Below are 19028 nucleotides of genomic sequence, written 5' to 3'. Positions count from 1 at the left end.
CCCTTATCTCTGCCCAAAGGCTACCTGGAGCGCGCTGTGCCGCCGCCTGCCCCCGGCAATACGCTGGAGCTCGCCGCCGTCCATGATCTTGAGGGCGTTGGCCGGACACACGGACACGCAGGCCGGTCCGCCGTCGCGGTCTTCGCACAGGTCGCACTTGTACGCCAGCAGCCTGTCAGGCTTTCCGGGAAGGCGTCCCACCTGTATGGCTCCAACGGGGCAGGCGGCCATGCACGCCTTGCAGCCGAAGCAGCGGCTCTCGTCCACCCGCACGACCTCGCCGTCGTGGCTGATCGCCCCGGCCGGGCACACGGACACGCACGGGGCGTCCTCGCACTGGCGGCACTGGATGGGCGCGGTGACCTCGGCCTCGTGGACCACGGTGATGCGCGGCGCGAACGGCATCTGCCGCCTGGTGACCCGGCCCGTGTAGTCGCCCAGGTGGGCCTTGACGCAAGCTATTTCGCAGGCGCGGCAGCCGATGCAGCGCGAGGGATCGGACAATACGAAAGTATGCATTTACTCATGCCTCCCCGCTTCTTTTCCGTAATGGGTATGAAGCAGCTTGTGGGAGCGTTCTCCCAACGGTTTCTGAAGAAAATTCTCATACAGCGCCTTGACGGCCGGATTCCGATGCGCGGCCCTGACCGGCAGCTCCCGATCGTGGTCGTGCAGCCCCTTGCGGCGGCGCGCGACGGCATCGGCCACGTCAACGCCCGGAAGCAGCTTGGGCTGGCCTCCGCCCGCCACGCAGCCACCCTCGCAGCACATGACCTCCACGAATTCGAAATCGGCGTTGCCCGACCGGACGGCCTCCAGAACAGGCGCGACATGGGCCAGGCCGGACACGATCACGCCCCGGACCGTCTTGCCCGCGACTTCCACCGAGGCGCGGAACACGCCCGGCTCCTCCTCGCTCTCGACAAAAGCCACGCCGCTCTCGTCCACATCCTTGCCGGACGTCACCGCAATGGCGGTGCGCAACGCGGCCTCCATCACCCCGCCGGACGCGCCGAAGATGGTCCCGGCCCCGGAATAAAGCCCCAGAGGGGCGTCGAACTCCTCCTCCGGGAGACTGTCCAGGTCGATGCCCTTCTCCTTGAGCATGGCGGCCAGCTCGGTCACGGTCAGCACCGCGTCCACATTGGCGAACCCGTCGTTTTGCATCTCGGGCCGCTCGGCCTCGCCCTTCTTGGCCGTGCAGGGCATGACCGCGACGCTGGCGATCTCCCCGGCGGTCTTCCCGACCTGGTCCGCCCCGTAGCTCTTGAACAGCGCGCCCGCCATCTGCTGCGGAGACTTGCAGGAGGAGAGATGCGGAATCAGGTCCGGCCACGCGGTCTCCACGTGGCGCACCCAACCCGGACAACAGGAGGTGAACATGGGCAGGGTTCCGCCGGACTCCATGCGCTGAAGCAGTTCCGAAGACTCTTCCATGACGGTCACGTCGGCCGCGAAAATCGTGTCATAGACATAGTCAAAGCCCAGCCTGCGCAGAGAGGCGGCGAGCTTGCCCGGCGAGAGGGTACCGGGCGCCTTGCCGAACTCCTCGGCAATGGAGACCCGCACGGCCGGAGCGCACTGGACCATGGTGGTCTTCTCGGGATCGGTCAGCATCCCCGCGACCTTTTTCCTGTCGATCCGAAAATTGGCGGCGAACAGGGGGGCGGTGTCGTCTTCGGCCAACCCCCGTTTGCGCAACATCTCCGGCAGCAGCTCCGCCCCGTCGTCAAAGGGCGACATGAAGGCCGCGCACGTAAGCACGCATTGGCCGCAAAGCACGCAACGGGACGCGTCAATGGTCTGGGGCTCGTTGCGGCGGCCGACAATGGCGTCGACCGGGCAGACGTCGGCGCACCTGCGGCAGCCGGTACACAACATCGGATCTATGGAAACAACCTGGGTAGACATGAACCTTACACCTCCTCGTAGGTCCGGCTCAAAGCCAATGCGGCTTCAAAATTGCGGCGTCGTTTGACCTCGATGGGGTCCACCAGGGTCAGCGCCTTTTCCGGGCAGGCGTCGACGCAGGCCGGACCGCCCTCGCGCCCCCGGCAGAGATCACACTTGCTGGCCAGACTGGCGGGTTCGTATCGAACGCCTCCCGGAGCCGAAGGATCGACCACCCGACGCATGGCGGGTTTGCCGCGTTTCCAGACCTGGGCCATCTCCATGGCTCCCACCGGGCAGACCGCCAGGCAGGTCTTGCAACCCACGCAACGATCCTCCTCCACCTGCACGCCCTCGGTGGTGTGTATGATGGCGTTGTTCGGGCAGACCTCGGCGCAGGGCGCGTCCTCGCAATGCCGGCAGCCGATGGGGACGCGGACGTTGTTCACGCTGGTCAGGTACAGACGGGGAGACAGGGGAACCTGGAGGCTCCCCACAGACACTCCGCCACGCTGATGCGCGGCAGAGCAGGCAAGTTCACAGACGCGGCAGCCTATGCACTTGGAGGCCGACACAAGGATAAAGGGGCTCAGGCGAGCGTGCATGGTATGGATTCCTCTTTCAATATCGGAGTCGCTTCCGGAGCGTTGTCGATAGCTTTTCGTATGGTCACGGCGCAGATCTTGAGCTGCGGCGTATCGGTTACGGGGTCGGCGGCCGAGGTGGTCAGGATGTTGGCCGGGGATTCGGAGAAATGGAAGGTCATGAAGACCAGCCCCCTGCGGACCCGGCTCGTGATCCAGGCCTTGCCCCGGGCCTTGCCCCGACGGGAAGCAACCTCGACGATATCGCCGTCGGCGATGCCGTATCGTGCGGCGTCGTCGGGATGAATTTCCACCAACTCTTCGGGCCACGTCCCTTCCAGGCCGAAACAACGCCTGGTCATGGTCGCGGTGTGGTAATGGGCGACGACCCGGCCGGTGGTCAGTATCAGCGGATAGTCCGCGTCCACGGGCTCGGCTGGCTCGATGTGGGGGAGCGGGACGAACTTGCCCGGCCCGCGCATACACCGTCCCACATGCAGGATCGGCGTTCCCGGATGATGCTCGTCCGGGCAGGGCCATTGGATGCCTCCGGCCTCCAGCCGCTCGTAGGTTATCCCGGCATGAGTGGGCGTGAGCGAACGCATTTCGTCGAACACGTCCCCTGCCCCGGCATACCGCTCGGGCCTGCCCAGCCGCGCCAGGAGTTCCGCCAGGATTTCCCAGTCCGGGCGGCTGTCCCCCACGGGCGGAACGGCCCGGCGCACCCGCTGGACCCGCCTCTCGGTGCTGGTGAATGTCCCGTCCTTTTCCGCGAAGCTCGCGCCGGGCAGCACCACGTCGGCAAGCTCCGCCGTCTCGGTCAAAAAGAGGTCCTGAACCACCAGGAAATCCACATGGCGCAGGCAGTGCTCGACATGGGTGATGTCGGGGTCGCTGCGCATGGGGTTCTCACCGAAAATGAACAGCCCTTTCAGCCGGTCTTCCCCGATGGCATTGAACATCCGGGGAATGGTCAGGCCGGGCGTCGCGGGGATTTCGACTCCCCAGGCCTTTTCAAAATCTGACCGCACGGCGTCGTCCGACACGTTGCGGTAGCCGGTCAGCACGTTGGGCAACGCCCCCATGTCGCAGGACCCCTGCACGTTATTCTGGCCGCGCAACGGGTTCACGCCGGTCTTGGGGCGGCCGACGTTGCCGGTCAGCAACGCCAGGTTGGAGACCGCCAGGACGTTATTGGTGCCGAAGATGAACTGGGTGACGCCCATGGTGTAATAAAACGTCGTGTTCAGAGACGTGCCGATGCACCGGGCGGCCTCGCGGATGTCGTCCTCGGGTATTTCCGTGATGGCGGAAACGGTTTTGAGATCGAACTCGGCCAGCTTCTCGCGGAAATCGTCGAAACCTTCGGTAGCCGCCGCAACCGCGTCCACGTCGGCAAGGCCCAAATTAAGAATCTCCGCCGCGATGCCCGAAAGAAGCGCGGTGTCGGTTCCGGGGCGCAGCCGAAGCCAGACGTCGGCCTGCCGGGCGAGATCGATCCGGCGCGGATCGATAACCACCAGCCTGGCCCCGTTGCGCTTGGCCTCCATCATGCCCAGCCCGATCACCGGATGACAGGCCGTGGTGTTGGAGCCGACCACGCAAACGCAGTCCCCCTCGCCCATGTCCCAGAGCTCCCGAATGGAGTTGGTCATGGAGCCGCTTCCAAGCGATGTGGCCAGACCGGCCACCGTGGGAGCGTGTCAGAGACGGGCGCAGTGGTCGACATTGTTGGAGCCGAGCCCTGCGCGGAATAGTTTCTGGAAAAGATAGTTCTCCTCGTTGGTGCACCGGGCGCTGCTGAAACCGCCCACGGCTTGCGGGCCGAACTCGGCCGCGATGCCGCCAAGCCGCTCCGCGACCAGGCCGAGTGCCTCGTCCCAGGAAGCGGGAACCAATTCGCCGTCCCGGCGGATCAGCGGAGTAGTCAGACGGTCGGGATGGTGAACGAAGTCGTATCCGTACCGTCCCTTGGAACAGAGAGCGCCCTGGTTGACCGACGGTTCCGGTCCGGCCGAGACGCTTACGATGCGATCGCCGTCCACGTTCAGGGACAGGGCGCAGCCGACGCCGCAATATGGGCAAGTGGTGGAGATATGTTGCATGGCCCCCCTTAAGCACGGGGCGTGCCAACAAAACGAGCCTGCGCGTCAAAAAAAATAACCTGTAATCCCAGCACACTGACTGATTCGAAAAAATGCACCCCCTAGCCGGTTGCACGAAATTGCGCGCAATTACGTCTGCAAAAAAATAAAATTGCGCGCAATTAATCGTACCCCGATTGCACTCCAGTTGGTCGCGAATCGCATACCCCCGACAGCCGGATTTCCCCTTCCCGGCCGGAAAAACCGTTACCAGGACGGAACACAGAGAACAGCCCATGTTTCCGATCGGGAACACTTCAGCTAGGCCGGGGACTTCCGAGAAACACACAAGTACATCTATTTCAGTCTGTTAGGAAAGCAGACTCCGCTGGCACACATGTTGCCTTTATGAAAGCATCATTTCGCAGGGAGGACTTATGACTATCGATTCAAGGACAATGGACGGGACCGACGTCCAAAAGGCATTCATCAACGAGGTGTTGGAGAGCCTTCCGGGCATTCTGCTCGTCATCTCGGTGGCGGTATTCGCCCATTTCGCCGCGCCGCTTCTGCTGCGGTTCGAATTTTTCAAAACGTACCTGACCATCAAGGACTTCATCCTGGCCATTCTTGTGGGCATCGCCATCCGCAACACCGTGGGCGTGCCCGGGATGTTGCAGCCCGGATTGCGCTTCTCCACCATTCTGACCAAGACCGGCATCGTCGTCATGGGCGCAAAGTATTCCCTGGCGGGCCTGGTCACGGTGGGCGGGCAGGCCCTCGGCCTGATCTTCGCCTTCCTGTTCGGCTCGGCCATTCTGCTCATGTGGATCGGCAAGAAGCTGAACGTGTCCCCCTCGCTCAGCGCATGTCTGGCCGCAGGCCTGTCCGTGTGCGGCGTTTCCGCGACCATCGCCGTGTCGCCCGCCGTCAACGCGAAGAAGGAGGAGATGGCCTACTCCATCGCCGTGGTCCTCATGTTCGGCCTGCTCGCCCTGGTGGTCTTTCCGCCCCTGGGCCGGATGCTGGAACTCAGCGACGCCCAGTACGGCGCGTTTGCGGGCGTGGGCATCATCAACTCCGCCCAAGTCCTCGCCGCCGGTTTCGGCTTCAGCGACGGAGCGGGCGTGGTCGCGGGTGTGTACAACATCGGCCGCGTCCTGTTCCTGCCCTTCGTGGTCCTGATGCTGACCATCTTGGCGTGCCAGCGCGAAACCACCACCTCGCGCGAATCCATCAACAAGTGGCAGATCATCGTCTCCAAGTTCCCGGTGTTCGTGCTCGGCTTCCTCGCCATCGTGCTCATGAACACCGCCGGAATGATCTCCGCCCCGGCCGCAAAGACGGCCAAGGTGTTCATGGAATGGGCGTTTCTCCTCGGCTTCGCCAGCATCGGCCTGACCACCCGCCTGTCAGACCTCAAGGCCGCGGGCCTGACCGGAATCGTCGTAGGCTTCACCGTGGCGTCGCTCAAGGCGGGCCTCGCGCTGATCGCCGTGCTGTATTTCATCAACTAACCACAAAAGGACGTACACCATGACCAAGTACATCAAGCGACTTTCCTCCAGCCGCAAGCAGGACCTGATGGTTTGCCTTCTCGGGATCGGGCTTGTGTTAATCGCCATCGCGATCAACGGCTGAGGCAACACGGATCGCCGGGACCGCGCCGTTGTCGGCGCGGTCCCGGACTCATCATCGGAGGCACACATGGACAGCATCCTTCTCGCAACGACCGGCGAAGCCCACTGCATGCGCGCGGAAGACTACGCCCTCAAATACTGCGCGCTCAACAGGACCTCCCTGGACATCATCCACGTCGTCGAGGACAACCTTTCCCACTACGGAATGATCGATTCCCTGGCCACCGAGGGAGACCGGCGGGACTTCATCGCCTACTCGCAGAAGGTGGAACGGCCCGAAGTCGAACGCCGCCTGGCCCGGATCACGGGAAAGGCCGAATCCATGAACATCAATTATCGGCTGTACATCGAGTGGAAGTCTCCCTTATATTGCATCCTCAAGCACATCCGGCACGTCAAGTCGCAACTTCTGGTGGTGGGAGGCAGGAAACGGAGGCACAACCCCTTCAGCCTGGTCCGCTGCCTGAGCCGAAAGGCGTCCTGCGAAGTCATGCAGGTGCTCTGACGGCAACGGGACAAAGGGAGCAATGTCCGGCATCATACGATTCCTCATACTCATTCTGGCGGTCCTGTCCGCCCCGGCCCTCGCCGCGCAGACGCCCCAGCCCCCGCTCAGGCTGGGCGTCATCACACTCAACCATCCGTTGATGATGTACCGGCAGTACCTGCCGTTCACCGACTACATCACCGGACTGAGCGGCATCCCCGTCGAGCTGGAGCTGGCCAAGGATTACGCGTCCATCATCGCCGACCTCCTGAACGGCAAAATCGACATCGCCATCCTCGGCGGGCTTTCCTATGTTGAAGCCAGAGAATCTTCGGCCGACGTCACGCCCCTGTGCGCGGTACTCTCCAGGGACCACACGCCAACGAGCCGAACCGTCATCTTCACCGTCAAGGGCAGGAGCGACCTCAACGTCCTCGCCGATCTCAAGGGAAAATCCTTCGCCTTCGCCTCGCTCCACTCCACGGCGGGCTACCTGCATCCCCTCTGCCATCTCGGGAATCGCGGCATCGCCAAGCAGGACTTCGGGGAAACGAAGAACCTGCGCACCCACGACGCGGTAATCCGGTCGGTGCTTCGCGGCGCATACGACGCCGGGGCCGTCTCGGAATCCACATTCCGCGAGTTCGCCGGGGATGGACTCAAGGTCCTGGCCGTGACCGAGCCTCACCCGGGATTCGTATTGGCCGCCCGCCGGGGGAACATCCCCGAAATCGACCGTCTGAAACGCACCCTGCTCGACATGGACTACGCCTCCCCGGACATCCGGGCGCGGTCCGCCAAATGGAGCCCCCTGCTCCGAAACGGCTTCGCGCCTGTCTCGGACGCCGACTACGACCCGATCCGCGAGATGCGGAACTGCGCGGCCCGGTTCGGGTACCGGAGGTAGCCGCCATGTATACTCCCGGGCTGCGGTTCAGGTTCATCGGCATTGTGCTGCTGTGCATCATCGGCGCGATCACCACCACCGCGCACTACATGCTCAAGGACGAGCAGACCCTGCTCGTGAACAGGGCGAGACAACAGGCCATGTCCCTGGCCAGGGCGTCGGCCATTCTCTTCACCAACACGTTCATCTTCGAAGAGCTCGACATGCTCGACGAGAACGACATGGTCGACTACATTTCCTATTACGTGGACGACGTCATGCGGACCGACCCCCGCATCCTGGCCTTCCGGGTCCTCGACAAGCACGGCCGCACGGTGGTGAAGCGGGAAACCGGTGCCTCAGGCGGTGATGCCTACGCGCCCCCGGCCGGTCCGGGCGAGGATATTCGCGAGATCGGACAGGGAGCCGACGCGCTGCTCGCCGTGACGATCCCCCTGTCCATCGAGTCGAAAAACTGGGGATGGTGCAGCCTCACCTTCTCCATGGAGGACATCGAACGGGCCAGGATTTCCTCCCGAAACGACATCATCACCATTTCCGTGACATGGATTCTCTTCTCCCTCCTGGCCGTGGGAATCGCGGTGGAGTATCTGGTCAAGTCCTTGCACAGTCTGTCCGACGCCATGGAACGGTTCACCGTGAACGAGGATTTTTCCAAGCCCTTCCCGAGCCTCCCGCCCAGGGGTGACGAGATAGGCCAGTTGCAGCGGAGCTTCGAATGGATGATAACGCGGCTGCGCAACGAGGAGCAGACGCGGGCCAGGACCAAGGAAAAGATGTTTCACACGGAGAAGATGGCGACTATCGGCCAGCTCACCGCGAGCATCGCCCACGAGGTGAACAACCCGCTGGGCGGCGTCATGCTCTGCTTCAACAACCTGCTCAAGGGCAAACTCGACGAGCAGGAGCGCGAACAGCACATCGAAGTCATCAATTCCGGGCTCTCGCGGATCAGGAAAATCATGGGCGACCTCTTGGACTATTCCCGCCAATCCTCCATGAACGTCCAACTGACGGACATGCGGGACGTGGTCCGGAAATGCGTCTCCCTGCTGGAGCTCTACAGCCGGAAGCGGCGCGTGGAGATACGCGTGGACATGCCCGACGGCCTCCCGGCCACCCCCGTCGACAACACGAAAATACAGCAGGTGCTGGTCAACCTGCTCGTCAACGCGGTCCAGGCCATGCCGGAAGGCGGCGAAATAAGGGTGGAAGGGGCCATGGACGGCGAGGACATGGTCATCCTCGTCTCCGACTCCGGCGGAGGCATCCCCGAGGCGATCAGGGACAAGATCTTCGTGCCCTTCTACACCACCAAGAACGAAGAGGGGACCGGGCTCGGCCTGGCGCTCTCCAAGTCCCTCATAGAACAACACTCGGGCAGGCTCGAACTGCTGCGGTCCGACGAGACCGGCAGCGTGTTCTCCATCCGCCTGCCTCGCGCGAGGAAGGATACATGAGCAAGAGCATCATTCTGGTGGAAGACGAACTGTCCATCCGCATCGGAATGCAACACACCCTCTCCGCCGAGAGCTACCTGGTGGAGAGCTTTGAAGACGCGGACAGCGCGCTCCAAGCCATGGGAGCGGCCAGCTTCGACCTGCTCATCACGGACATGCGCCTTCCGGGCATCTCCGGGCTGGAGCTGATCGACAAGGTCAAGGAACTCCACCCGAGCACCGGCACCATGCTCATCACGGCCTTCCCGGAAATCGAACTGGCCGTCAGCGCCATGCGTCACGGGGCGTTCGACTTCCTCTGCAAGCCGTTTTCCAACGAGGGGCTGCTCATCGCGGTGGAACGGTATTTCAACTACCACGACCTCAGGCTGGAGAACACCCGCCTGAAGACAAGCGCCGGGCTGGACGCCATGATCGGCGGCCAGGCCATGCAGCCCGTGTTCGAGCGCATCCGGGCCGTCGCGGACGCCTGCACTCCGGTCCTCGTCCTCGGCCCCAGCGGGACCGGCAAGGAGCTGGTCGCCAACGCCCTGCACACCATGAGCTCCCGAAGCGGCAAGCCTTTCATCAAGGTCAACTGCTCGGCCCTGCCGGAACAGCTCCTCGAATCTGAGCTGTTCGGGCACGAAAAAGGCGCGTTCACCGGGGCACACAAGCGGCGCATCGGCAAATTCGAGGCGGCCAACCAGGGGACCTTCTTCTTCGACGAAGTCGGCGACATGCCCTTGGCCCTCCAGGTGAAACTGCTCAGGGTCCTCGAAGACGGCGAGATCACCCGCGTGGGCGGCAACACGCCCATCAAGGTCGACGTGCGGACCATTTTCGCCACTGCCAAGGACATCGACAAGGCGCTGGAGGAAGGCTCCTTCCGCGAGGACCTCTACTACCGCATCAACGTGGTCCCCATAAACCTGCCTCCCCTACGGGAAAGGGGCGACGACAAGATCAAGCTGATGCAGCACTTCCTCCGCCTCTACGCCGACAAGCACAGGAAGGAAGGCACCCTCCTGTCGCCGGAAGCCCAGGCCGCGCTGATGGTCTACGACTTCCCCGGAAACATCCGCGAGCTTCGCAACATCATGGAGCGTTCCGTACTCCTGGCGCAGGACGGCGTGGTCCGCCTGGGCCATCTGCCCCAGCGGGTCCTCGGCGAGGAATTGGACAGCCAGCCAGGAAAGCCGCCCAGCCTTGAGGAAGGCGTCCGCGAATACGAAAGGAAGCGAATCGTCGAGGCCCTTGAGCAGACCGGGAACCGGAAGCAGCTCGCCGCGGGCCTGCTGGGCATCAGCCGGAAGGTCCTCTGGAAGAAGCTGAAGGAGCTGGGCATCAGCGCGTAGCGAAAAGCCGAAACGGGCTGGCGGCGGCCCGCGCGCGGCCTACCCGCGCCGCATCCCGCCGCCCCGGCTCGTCAGGTAGTTTCGCGCGTCGCCGCCCAGCTTGAACAGGCTGGCGACAACCACGAGGAACTCCAGGCGGCCCAGGAACATGGCCAGGCTCTCGGCCCACAGCGCGGCCCTCGGCATGTCCGGCGACGTCACGCCGATGCTCAACCCGACCGTTCCCAGGGCCGAGGCGAACTCGAACAGGGAGCTTTGCAGATCGTAGCCGCCCGCGCAGAGCAACAGCACGCCGAGCGCGAAAAGCAGCAGGTACAGGAAGACGAACACCGCCGTCTGCCGCACCTGGGCGTCGTTCAGAAACACCTTGCGCTCCCCTTCCCACAGGGCGCTTTCCCGGACCACCCCGCGCGGGGCCACCAGCCGCCGGATTTCCAGAGTCAGGGCGCGCCAGAGGAGATGGACGCGGAACTGCTTGATGCCCCCGGCAGTGGAGCAGGTCCCGCCGCCGACGAGCATCAGCCCGATCATGATCGCCACCCCGACCCCGTTCCAATCGTTGTAGCCCACCGTGGAAAAGCCCGTGGTGGTCAGGGCCGACACGGCCTCGAACACGGCCACGCGCAAGGACTTGCCCAGTTGCGGATAAAGGGACGCGCAGGTGAGGAAGAACAGCGCGGCGGCGGCCAGCGGCGCAAGCAGCGTAAAGAGACGCACCTCGCCGTTCCGGGACACGGCGCGCAGCCTGCCGCGCCACAGGAACCAGGCGGTCACAAAGCTCAGATTGCCGAGGATCATCAACGGAATCGACACGGCCTCGACCGCCGGTGAATTCCAGTATCCGATGCTGTCCGGCCGCGTGGAAAATCCGCCGGTGGAGACCGCGGCAAAGGAATGGTTCAAGGCGTCAAACCAAGTCATGCCCACCACCCGGTACGCAATGGTCCCGGCCGCCGCATAACAGGCGTACATGGCCATGACGATCCGCGCGGAACGTTTGACGTTGGGAACAAGCTGATCGCCACGCCCTTCCGCGCTCGACACGCCCACCCCGGAAGGACCGAGGATGGCCGACATCATGATAATCGCCAGCCCCGCGCCGCCGAGCAACTGAATGACGCTGCGCCACAGCAGGGTGATGCGGGCCGCCTTTTCCACGTCCACCACCGACAGCCCGGTGGTGGTCCAGCCGCTCATGGACTCGAAGATGGCCTGGGAGAAGTCGAGCCCTTCCGTGGCGATGAAAGGCCATGCGGAAAACAAAACCACCAGCAGCCAGCTCAGACACACTATCACGCCCCCCTCCTGCACGGACAGGGACACGGACGCGGTGCGGCGGCGGAATGCCTGCAACAGGATTCCGAGCGCGAGCAGCACCATTGCGGGTGCGACATAGGCGGTGGCGTTGACGGACTCCCCGGGCCACGCGAACAGCGCGAGCAGCGGAGCGAGCATGGCCGCGCCGCAGAGGATGCAGACCAGCCCCACGGAACCGAGGATCGCCGCATACCTCTGCTTCAGATATTCTCTTTCCCTCACGGACGGCCTACCTCCCCTCGCCCGTAAGCGCCTTCAGGGCCGCACCGTGATTTTCGGGCAGGGTTATCAGGACCACGGTGTCGCCGCCCCTGAGCACGCTGTCGCCGCGCGGCACCAGGGGGTCGCCGCCGCGTATGACCACGGCGACCAGGGTGTTCTCGGGAAGGCGGATGTCCTTGAGCGGCCTGTCCACCACCGGGGCGTCCGAGGAAAGGACGATCTCCGTGACGTTGACCCGGCCCTCGCCCACGGGGAGCAGGTTCGTGATCTCCTCAAGGGCGGCGTGCTGCTCGATCAGGCTCCCCACGATGTTCGTGGTGGAAAAGGCCGACACGCCGAGCGCCTCGAACACCTCGACGTTGTCCGGGTCGTTGGCCAGGGCCACGGTGCGCGGCACCCCGAACTGGAGGGACGCCAGTTGGCATATGACCAGATTGTCCTGATCCCTCGGGGTGATGGCGAGCACCGCGTCGGCCCGTCTGGCCCCGGCCTGCTCCAGCACATGCTCGTCGCTCCCGTCGCCGCAGATGATCTCGACGGACAGGTCCCGCGCCAACCGGCGGCACTCTCCGGGGTCCTTGTTGACGATGGCCGCCTCGTATCCCTTGGATGCGAAGTTGCGGCCGAGAAAATACAGGGCCTTGCCGCCCCCCACGATTATCACTCTCATGCGGTCGGCTCCTCCCGCCGTACGGCTTCCCCTTCGAGAATATCCAGAAACAGGGACGCGGCCACGGACGTGGGACAGATCGTCCTGATGCCTAGGCGCTTGTATACCTGCTCCCGCCTGGGGTCGAAGACCCTGGCCATGACGAGGGGCGTCTTGAACATATTCCTGGCCACCTGGGCGACCATCAGATTGACGTTGTCGTCGTGCGTCGTGGCGATCAGCGTATCGGCCCGATGAAGCTTGGCTTCCCGGAGCAGCCCCACCTGGGTGGCGTCTCCGATCAGCCGGAACCCGCTGAACTCGGCGGTCAGGTTGTCGAAGGTCGACTCGTTGATGTCGATGACCACCAGCGAATTGCCCTCGCCGCTCAACTTGTTGGCGAGGTGCGAGCCGACGCGTCCGCAGCCCACGATCACGATGAAGCTGTTATTCGCCATCGTCCGGCTCCCCCTTTGTCTTCTCGCCGTCCGCCGCGTCCGGACCGAGGTCGATCGAGCCGTACTTGCTCCAGGAGGTGATACGCTCCAGGTTCGACCAGGCGGTCTTGTAGGTCGGGTCAATGTCCATGGCGGCGTGGTAGAACTTGACCGCCTCCAGGTGATCGCCTTCGATTTCGCACAGCGCGCCCAGCAGGTTGTACGCCTCGGGGTGGCTCGGGTCCTCGGCGATCGCCTTTTTCACCACCTTCCCGGCCGCAGGGAACAGGCCATCCGAGATGTGCCGCTTGGCCAGCTCGATCAGCGAGCCGTACTCGGAGACCTCTTCCTCATCGAGGGCCTCCCGGTCGATGACGAGCTTGGCCATGTCCCGTATCTCGACCGGGGAAAACGGCTTCTGCACGAAATCCACCGCGCCGAGCTTCAGGGCCTCCACGGCGGAATCGATGGTGCCGTGGGCCGTGATAATGATGACCCGCAGCTTCGGCCACTCCCGCCGGATGATGCGGAGGACCTCCATACCGTCCAGGCCGGGCATCTTCAGGTCCAGAAAGACCAGCCCGAAGGGTTCGGCCCGAAGCATGGAAAGGGCTTCCTCCCCGTTCACGGCCGTTTGCACGGGACGCCCCAGGGATTCGAGGGACTGGCTCATGGTCATTCGGATGTTCTTTTCGTCATCCACTATGAGAATCGGCAAATCGTTCATGGTTATCTCCTATTGCGCCAGAGGCAGGGTAAAGGTGAAGGCGCTTCCTCCGCCCTTTGCGGACTCGACCCAGATGGAGCCGCCGTGGGCGCGGACTATCTCCTTGCAGATGGCCAGGCCCAACCCGCTGCCGCCGGCGGCCTGCCCCTTCACCTGTACGAACTTCTGAAATATCTTCGTCTGATACTCCGGGGGAATCCCCGGGCCATCGTCCTTCACGGTCAAGTGGACGAAAGAACCGGCCCTGACGGCCGAAAGGGCGATGTTTCCCCCTTCGTTCACATACCGCAGGGCATTGGACACCAGATTGCTCAACACCCAGGCTATCTTGTTCGCGTCGGCACGGACGCTGACCTCGGGCGCGTCCAGGCCGAGATGAACCGACTTCCGCTCCATCTGTCCCTTGAAGACCGCCTGTACATGCTCGAACAGGGTGAAAACCGGGACCTTGTCGAACTCCAGTTCGATTCTCCCGGCCTCGATACGGGAAAGGTCAAGCAGGTCGCTGACCAGGGCCTTCATGCGCTGCACCTCCTCGTGGGCGGCACGCAACAGATCCTGATCCTTTTCCTCCAGCTTCCTCGCGACGTGCTCAAGGAGCAGGTCAACGCTCATGCCCAGGCTGGTCAGGGGAGTCCGCAGCTCGTGGGAAGCGGCCATGACGAACTCGTTCTTCAGCCGCTCGACCTCCTTCATGCGCGTGACGTCGCGCAGCAGCAGCACCACGCCGGAATGCGCGGTCTCCCGGCCCCGGATGACGGTCACGGAATACAGGTAGTGCCTGGCCAGCTCCCCCTCGCCGAGGGAGACGATGCGCCGCTCGTCGGGCACATCGGGCACCCGCCCCGTTTCAACGGCCTTGCGCACCAGGTCGCAGACCCGGGCGTCGGGAATGATGTCCGCGCAGGGCGGCGCGTTTCCGGTCCCGGAATAGCCCAGCCCGAGCATCCTGCGGGCGGCCGCGTTGAGGCTCGTCGCCCGCAGGCCCGTGTCGAAGACCACGAGGCCGTCCTCGATGCTCGCCAACAGGGCTTCGCCCTTGTTCTTCTCCGCGATGATCTCGTCGATGTTCATTTCATGGAACCGTCCAAGCCGGACGGCCATCTTGTTGAATTCCTCCGCCAGCAAGCCGAGCTCGTCCCCGCTCTCCACCGGCACCTTGACGGTATAATCCCCGGCCGAAATATGCCGGGCCGCCTCCACAAAACGACGCAGGGGGCTGGAGATGCGCTCCGAGAGCATGAGGCTGAAGACGAGCGCGGCCGCCATGGCCGCCGCAGCCACCAGCACGGTGGACCAGAACGCCCGCCCGGCCATCCGCCCGGCCTTGAGACTGGCCGCGTACATGGTCTCCTCGTTGAGGCGGCGCAGATTCACGCAGTCCGCGCGGACCTTGGAAAACAGGGGATGAAGGATGTTTTGATAGGTGGACTGCGAAAGGACGGCGAGCCCGTCCTGCGCGGAACGGCGGTCGGTCAGTATGGAAAACTGCCGCCTGTAGGAGGAATAGTCTGTCTGAAGGGTCTGGACCAGCTCCGCTTCGCCGGGAATGGTCACATTGTCCCGCGCCCGGGCGAACCACTCCAGAAAAACGGCCTCGTTGTCGCGGAACTGGGACACGCCCTTCTCCTCATCGCCCAGGAAAAGGAGCAAGATGCCGCTGTCCTGACGTTCCAGCGCGTCGATCATGTTCTCCGCGGCCAGGATGCTTCGATAGTTCTCGCTCAGAATGGCGTCCGAGGCCTTGCCCAGGGAAACCAGGTTGGTGACGGACCAGGCGACCGCCAACGCCAACAGCGCAAACATCACCCCATATCCGATCAATATTTTTTTCTTCAACGTCATTGCCTGCCGCTCTCCATCGCTTTTAAGTGCGCTTTTCTGAAAGCAAGGCCGGTGCCAACAATTTTATTCCGTTATTTCAGTCTGTTGAACTAAAAGAAAAAAGAGCCGACCTTGATATCTGCAAGGTCGGCACAATGAAACATTGCAAAATGCAATGCGAAACATCCTAGATGCCGTATGCCTTGCGCCGCCGCCAGAGCGTGGTCTGGTCGATACCGAGGATGTCGGCGGCCTCCTGAAGGGATGAGGTCTTGGCCAGCACGCGACGGATGTGCTGCTCCTCCATGGTGGCCAGGGGGACGAGGTCGCCCAGCGAAACGGCCGTGGCGGGATTGGGTGCGCCGTCGAACAGGTCGCCGACCCCGATGGATTCGCCTACGCCCAGGATCACGGCCCGCTCCACGACGTTGCGCAGTTCGCGGACATTGCCCGGCCAGGCATGATCCATGAGGGCCTGCTCGGCCTGTTCGGTGAAGCCGGTGATTGTCTTGTGGTTGACCTTGGCGAAGTGGGCCAGGAAATCGTTGGCCATGCCCGGGATGTCCTCACGCCGTTCGCGCAGCGGGGGCACGGTCAGACTGATGACGTTGAGCCGGTAATAGAGGTCTTCCCGGAACCGTCCCTCCTCGACCAGCCGCTCCAGGTCGGCGTTGGTGGCGGCGACGATGCGCACGTCGGCGCGGCGGGACACCGATTCGCCCAGCCGCTCGAATTCCTTGTCCTGAATGAACCGGAGCAGCTTGGCCTGGGCCGAAGCCGCGATGTCGGCTATCTCGTCCAGAAAGAGCGTGCCGCCTTCGCAAGCGGCGATGCGCCCCGGATAATCCCGCACGGCCCCGGTGAACGCCCCCTTGGCGTATCCGAACAGCTCGCTTTCCAGCAGGGTTTGCGGCAGGGCCGGGCACGAAACAACCGCCATGGGCCGCGAGGATCGGCGGCTCCAGTGGTGGATGGCCCGGGCGAAGACCGTTTTGCCGACCCCGCTCTCGCCGAGGATCAGTACGATCGCCTCGGACGAGGCGGCCTTTTTTGCCGTCTCGATCGCCCGCTGCATTCCCGCGCAGGCACTCTGGAGACGCTCTTCCGGGCCGAGGCGTTCCAGGCCCTCCTTGAGGGACGCCACCTGATTCTCCAGTTCGCGGACGCGGCCCACACGGCGGGATATGATCTTGAGTTGGTTCGTGGAAAACGGTTTGACGATGTAGTCCGTCGCACCGCGCTGCATGGCCTCGACCACGCTCTCGATGGAGGCATAGCCGGTGATGACGACGATCTTGGTCCAGGGGGACTCTGAAGCCAGCAGGGGAATCAGCTCCATGCCGTCATCCGCCCCCAGCCTGAGGTCGACAAAGGCCAGGTCGAACGCCTTGCGACGGATTTCCCCAAGGGCGTCGGCCGGGTTGCCCACGGCCGAGACCGTGTGCCCTTCCGCCGTCAGGCAGTAGGACATGGTCTTGCGGATGTTGGCCTCGTCGTCAACGATGAGGACGTTGAGGCCCGGTGAAACCAGGTCGGTGCTCGTCATGCTCTCGGGACCGTCGCCGTGGTTGCGTTCGGGGAAGCGTTCCCTCCGGCGGGCCTATCCGCCGGATTCGCACGCGGCCGGGTCGGCCGCTCTACTCCCATGTCCCGCCATTAGCACACGCCTGTCGGAACAGGCAATTATTGAAAAAACCGGCCCCACCGGGGAAGCGGCCTCCGTGAAGGGCATTCCGGCACGGCTGGCGGGCCCCTTCCCGGGCCGGGCGCATTCCCCGGTCCGTCGATCGAGCGGCCCTTCCGGGATCAATAAACCTTTCTCTTCGAAAACGTGCCGCCGAACACGCTGAAAGTGTTTTCCACCACGAAAATGGCCTCTGGATCGTTGTCGAAAACGATCTGCTCCAGGGAGCGCAAACGTATGTTGTCCGTGATGGTGAATATCATGCTCACCGGCCTTTTCGTATAGCCGCCGCACCCGTCGAAGATCGTGGCGTGATACTTGCGCTCGACCATGATCGCGAGCAGCTCGTCCGTCTTCTTGGTGACGATGCGAACGGCCTTGCGCTGGTTGAACAGCGACAGAACGTACTCCGTGACCACCGAGCTGATGAATATCATCACCATGGAGGCTATGAGTTTGTCCAACGTGTACCGGCTCAGGGCGGACATCATGACCGCCGCGTTGATGAAAAAGAAGAACACGCCGATGCGGACCCCGTACCGTTGGTTGAGGATGACCGCCAACACGTCAACGCCGCCGCCACCGCCATAGGTGCGGAAGATCATGCCGCTCCCCGCGCCCATGATCGCCCCGGATACGATGGCCGCGTACAATTCGTTTTGGACCCCCAGATCCAACTGGATATATGACGTCATCATCGTGATGCACGCCATTGTGATGAAATTCAATAAAAAGAACCGTCTGGAAACGCCCTTCCACGCGATCACGAACAGCGGCACGTTAATCAGGAAATACCAATCCTCAAGCCTCAGCACGGGAAGAATCCGCTCCAGCACGACCGCGAAACCGTAAGAGCCGCCGGGCACGAAACCGTGATGGGCCGCCGCCCCGTTGTATCCCAGCACGTAGAGGAAACCGCCCACAAGGAGCAAAACCAGATTCCACGCCAGAGAATCCGAGTACCTTCTCGCATTTTTCAACATCGCAACATACCCTTACTCGTAAAACCACATTGCGGGAGACCGTTTTCCCGTGGCCGGACCGGCGGGGACGAACCGTCGCGCTCCGGCCGAACACGGATCGGGAACCGCCGGGCGCGCGCCGCCCTCCGGGACTGCGGCCCCTATGCCGCAGACGAACGGTCTCCACTTTATTCCCTTCAACTCGCAACAGGGAACCGCATACTAAACAAATCGTCAAATTGAGAAGCGATTTCGGTAAATTCCGGCAATAATTCCGAGAAAAAGGCGGAAAGGGGGGAAACGGCGGGTGCAGGCGGCGTGAAATGACGCGGGACCTCGGCGGGGAGCCCCGGTCAAAGGCGTACGAAACAGCGCGTAATACTTGAGGTATGCTCAACCGATGGGGAGCCTCTTCGTGAGGCGGAAATCACTTATTCGCGGTAGTTTCGCGCTTCGCGGACAGCCTCCTCGGCCAGTGCGGCGATCTCGTCAAACCCTCCGGCGGCGACAAGGTTCTTTTCGACCATCCAGCTCCCGCCCACGGCCAGCACCCTGTCCCAGGCGAGATAGGCCCCCATGTTGGCCAGGGAGAGCCCCCCGGTGACCATGAACTCCATGGGCGGAAACGGCGCGGCCAGCCCTTTGAGCATCTTCAGCCCGCCCATGGATTCCGCCGGAAAGAACTTGGCGGCGGGCAGTCCCCCGTCGAGCAAGGCCCGGGCCATGGGAACGGCGTCATCGGCCGAGGGCAGGGCCACCACGGGCGCAATCCCGACTTCACGGATGCGTTTCAACACCTCATTCATACCAGCCCCCG

The 19028-nt window shown here is 63.3% G+C and carries 17 protein-coding genes; 5 read left to right on the top strand and 12 right to left on the bottom strand.

Going from position 1 to position 19028, the window contains the following annotated elements:
* Nucleotides 1-3 precede the first annotated feature (3 nt).
* The 4 genes from LF599_RS02785 to fdhF are packed head-to-tail and all read right to left on the bottom strand — an operon-like array spanning nt 4 to nt 4579.
* Nucleotides 4-519 carry a 4Fe-4S dicluster domain-containing protein gene (locus LF599_RS02785; protein WP_269942746.1) on the bottom strand — a complete coding sequence of 172 codons (516 nt, stop codon included), beginning with the start codon at nt 517-519 and terminating at the stop codon, nt 4-6.
* Nucleotides 520-1911, bottom strand: a complete 1392-nt coding sequence (locus tag LF599_RS02780; RefSeq protein ID WP_279522206.1) for a [Fe-Fe] hydrogenase large subunit C-terminal domain-containing protein — start codon at nt 1909-1911, stop codon at nt 520-522.
* 5 nt (nt 1912-1916) lie between these two features.
* Nucleotides 1917-2495: a 4Fe-4S dicluster domain-containing protein gene (locus tag LF599_RS02775; protein WP_269942745.1), complete on the bottom strand. Its 579-nt coding sequence runs from the start codon at nt 2493-2495 to the stop codon at nt 1917-1919.
* The gene (gene fdhF / locus LF599_RS02770) at nt 2480-4579 is read right to left on the bottom strand and encodes a formate dehydrogenase subunit alpha (protein WP_279522205.1); all 2100 of its coding nucleotides are present in this window, start codon (nt 4577-4579) and stop codon (nt 2480-2482) included. Before fdhF ends, LF599_RS02775 begins: the two co-directional genes overlap by 16 nt.
* Before the next feature lie 416 nt (nt 4580-4995).
* On the opposite strand from fdhF, the gene LF599_RS02765 reads away from it, so the two are divergent.
* The 5 genes from LF599_RS02765 (at nt 4996) to LF599_RS02745 (ending at nt 10389) form a co-directional block, all read left to right on the top strand.
* Nucleotides 4996-6075 carry a YeiH family protein gene (locus LF599_RS02765; RefSeq protein ID WP_279522204.1) on the top strand — a complete coding sequence of 360 codons (1080 nt, stop codon included), beginning with the start codon at nt 4996-4998 and terminating at the stop codon, nt 6073-6075.
* Nucleotides 6076-6265: 190 nt separating this feature from the next.
* Nucleotides 6266-6703, top strand: coding sequence for a universal stress protein (locus LF599_RS02760; protein ID WP_269942744.1), 438 nt, complete (start codon nt 6266-6268; stop codon nt 6701-6703).
* 22 nt (nt 6704-6725) lie between these two features.
* Nucleotides 6726-7592, top strand: a complete 867-nt coding sequence (gene phnD / locus LF599_RS02755) for a phosphate/phosphite/phosphonate ABC transporter substrate-binding protein (protein WP_279522203.1) — start codon at nt 6726-6728, stop codon at nt 7590-7592.
* Between the two features lie 5 nt (nt 7593-7597).
* Entirely contained in the window at nt 7598-9052 is a 1455-nt protein-coding gene (locus LF599_RS02750; RefSeq protein WP_279522202.1) for a HAMP domain-containing sensor histidine kinase, read from the top strand.
* Nucleotides 9049-10389: a sigma-54-dependent transcriptional regulator gene (locus tag LF599_RS02745; RefSeq protein WP_279522201.1), complete on the top strand. Its 1341-nt coding sequence runs from the start codon at nt 9049-9051 to the stop codon at nt 10387-10389. Before LF599_RS02750 ends, LF599_RS02745 begins: the two co-directional genes overlap by 4 nt.
* Nucleotides 10390-10428: 39 nt before the next feature.
* Here LF599_RS02745 and LF599_RS02740 read toward each other — a convergent pair whose 3' ends face one another.
* The 8 genes from LF599_RS02740 to LF599_RS02705 all read right to left on the bottom strand — a co-directional run bounded on the left by LF599_RS02740 (nt 10429) and on the right by LF599_RS02705 (nt 19017).
* Complete coding sequence (locus LF599_RS02740) at nt 10429-11928, bottom strand: TrkH family potassium uptake protein (RefSeq protein WP_279522200.1); 1500 nt, start codon at nt 11926-11928, stop codon at nt 10429-10431.
* Nucleotides 11929-11935: 7 nt separating this feature from the next.
* Nucleotides 11936-12598: a potassium channel family protein gene (locus tag LF599_RS02735; RefSeq protein WP_279522199.1), complete on the bottom strand. Its 663-nt coding sequence runs from the start codon at nt 12596-12598 to the stop codon at nt 11936-11938.
* Nucleotides 12595-13035: a potassium channel family protein gene (locus tag LF599_RS02730; protein WP_279522198.1), complete on the bottom strand. Its 441-nt coding sequence runs from the start codon at nt 13033-13035 to the stop codon at nt 12595-12597. Before LF599_RS02730 ends, LF599_RS02735 begins: the two co-directional genes overlap by 4 nt.
* Nucleotides 13025-13741 carry a sigma-54-dependent transcriptional regulator gene (locus LF599_RS02725; protein ID WP_269942733.1) on the bottom strand — a complete coding sequence of 239 codons (717 nt, stop codon included), beginning with the start codon at nt 13739-13741 and terminating at the stop codon, nt 13025-13027. The genes LF599_RS02730 and LF599_RS02725 overlap by 11 nt, the downstream gene beginning before the upstream one ends.
* 9 nt (nt 13742-13750) lie before the next feature.
* Nucleotides 13751-15586 carry a sensor histidine kinase gene (locus LF599_RS02720; protein ID WP_279522197.1) on the bottom strand — a complete coding sequence of 612 codons (1836 nt, stop codon included), beginning with the start codon at nt 15584-15586 and terminating at the stop codon, nt 13751-13753.
* 166 nt (nt 15587-15752) lie between these two features.
* On the bottom strand, nt 15753-17111 hold the full coding sequence (locus tag LF599_RS02715) for a sigma-54-dependent transcriptional regulator (RefSeq protein ID WP_279522196.1): 1359 nt from the start codon (nt 17109-17111) through the stop codon (nt 15753-15755).
* Nucleotides 17112-17371: 260 nt separating this feature from the next.
* Nucleotides 17372-18232, bottom strand: a complete 861-nt coding sequence (locus LF599_RS02710) for a YitT family protein (RefSeq protein ID WP_279522195.1) — start codon at nt 18230-18232, stop codon at nt 17372-17374.
* 410 nt (nt 18233-18642) lie between these two features.
* Nucleotides 18643-19017, bottom strand: coding sequence for a beta/alpha barrel domain-containing protein (locus LF599_RS02705; protein WP_279522194.1), 375 nt, complete (start codon nt 19015-19017; stop codon nt 18643-18645).
* Nucleotides 19018-19028: the final 11 nt, after the last annotated feature.

Source organism: Pseudodesulfovibrio thermohalotolerans (assembly GCF_021353295.2).
Taxonomy (GTDB): domain Bacteria; phylum Desulfobacterota; class Desulfovibrionia; order Desulfovibrionales; family Desulfovibrionaceae; genus Pseudodesulfovibrio; species Pseudodesulfovibrio thermohalotolerans.
The sequence above is the reverse complement of the archived record's forward strand: the minus strand, read 5'-3'. Positions and strand labels throughout refer to the sequence as shown.

Coding starts and splice junctions, on each gene's coding strand:
- LF599_RS02785 (WP_269942746.1), bottom strand. CDS start 519: ATGCATACTTTCGTATTGTCCGATCCCTCGCGCTGCATCGGCTGCCGC.
- LF599_RS02780 (WP_279522206.1), bottom strand. CDS start 1,911: ATGTCTACCCAGGTTGTTTCCATAGATCCGATGTTGTGTACCGGCTGC.
- LF599_RS02775 (WP_269942745.1), bottom strand. CDS start 2,495: ATGCACGCTCGCCTGAGCCCCTTTATCCTTGTGTCGGCCTCCAAGTGC.
- LF599_RS02765 (WP_279522204.1), top strand. CDS start 4,996: ATGACTATCGATTCAAGGACAATGGACGGGACCGACGTCCAAAAGGCA.
- LF599_RS02760 (WP_269942744.1), top strand. CDS start 6,266: ATGGACAGCATCCTTCTCGCAACGACCGGCGAAGCCCACTGCATGCGC.
- phnD (WP_279522203.1), top strand. CDS start 6,726: ATGTCCGGCATCATACGATTCCTCATACTCATTCTGGCGGTCCTGTCC.
- LF599_RS02750 (WP_279522202.1), top strand. CDS start 7,598: ATGTATACTCCCGGGCTGCGGTTCAGGTTCATCGGCATTGTGCTGCTG.
- LF599_RS02745 (WP_279522201.1), top strand. CDS start 9,049: ATGAGCAAGAGCATCATTCTGGTGGAAGACGAACTGTCCATCCGCATC.
- LF599_RS02735 (WP_279522199.1), bottom strand. CDS start 12,598: ATGAGAGTGATAATCGTGGGGGGCGGCAAGGCCCTGTATTTTCTCGGC.
- LF599_RS02730 (WP_279522198.1), bottom strand. CDS start 13,035: ATGGCGAATAACAGCTTCATCGTGATCGTGGGCTGCGGACGCGTCGGC.
- LF599_RS02725 (WP_269942733.1), bottom strand. CDS start 13,741: ATGAACGATTTGCCGATTCTCATAGTGGATGACGAAAAGAACATCCGA.
- LF599_RS02720 (WP_279522197.1), bottom strand. CDS start 15,586: ATGACGTTGAAGAAAAAAATATTGATCGGATATGGGGTGATGTTTGCG.
- LF599_RS02715 (WP_279522196.1), bottom strand. CDS start 17,111: ATGACGAGCACCGACCTGGTTTCACCGGGCCTCAACGTCCTCATCGTT.
- LF599_RS02710 (WP_279522195.1), bottom strand. CDS start 18,232: ATGTTGAAAAATGCGAGAAGGTACTCGGATTCTCTGGCGTGGAATCTG.
- LF599_RS02705 (WP_279522194.1), bottom strand. CDS start 19,017: ATGAATGAGGTGTTGAAACGCATCCGTGAAGTCGGGATTGCGCCCGTG.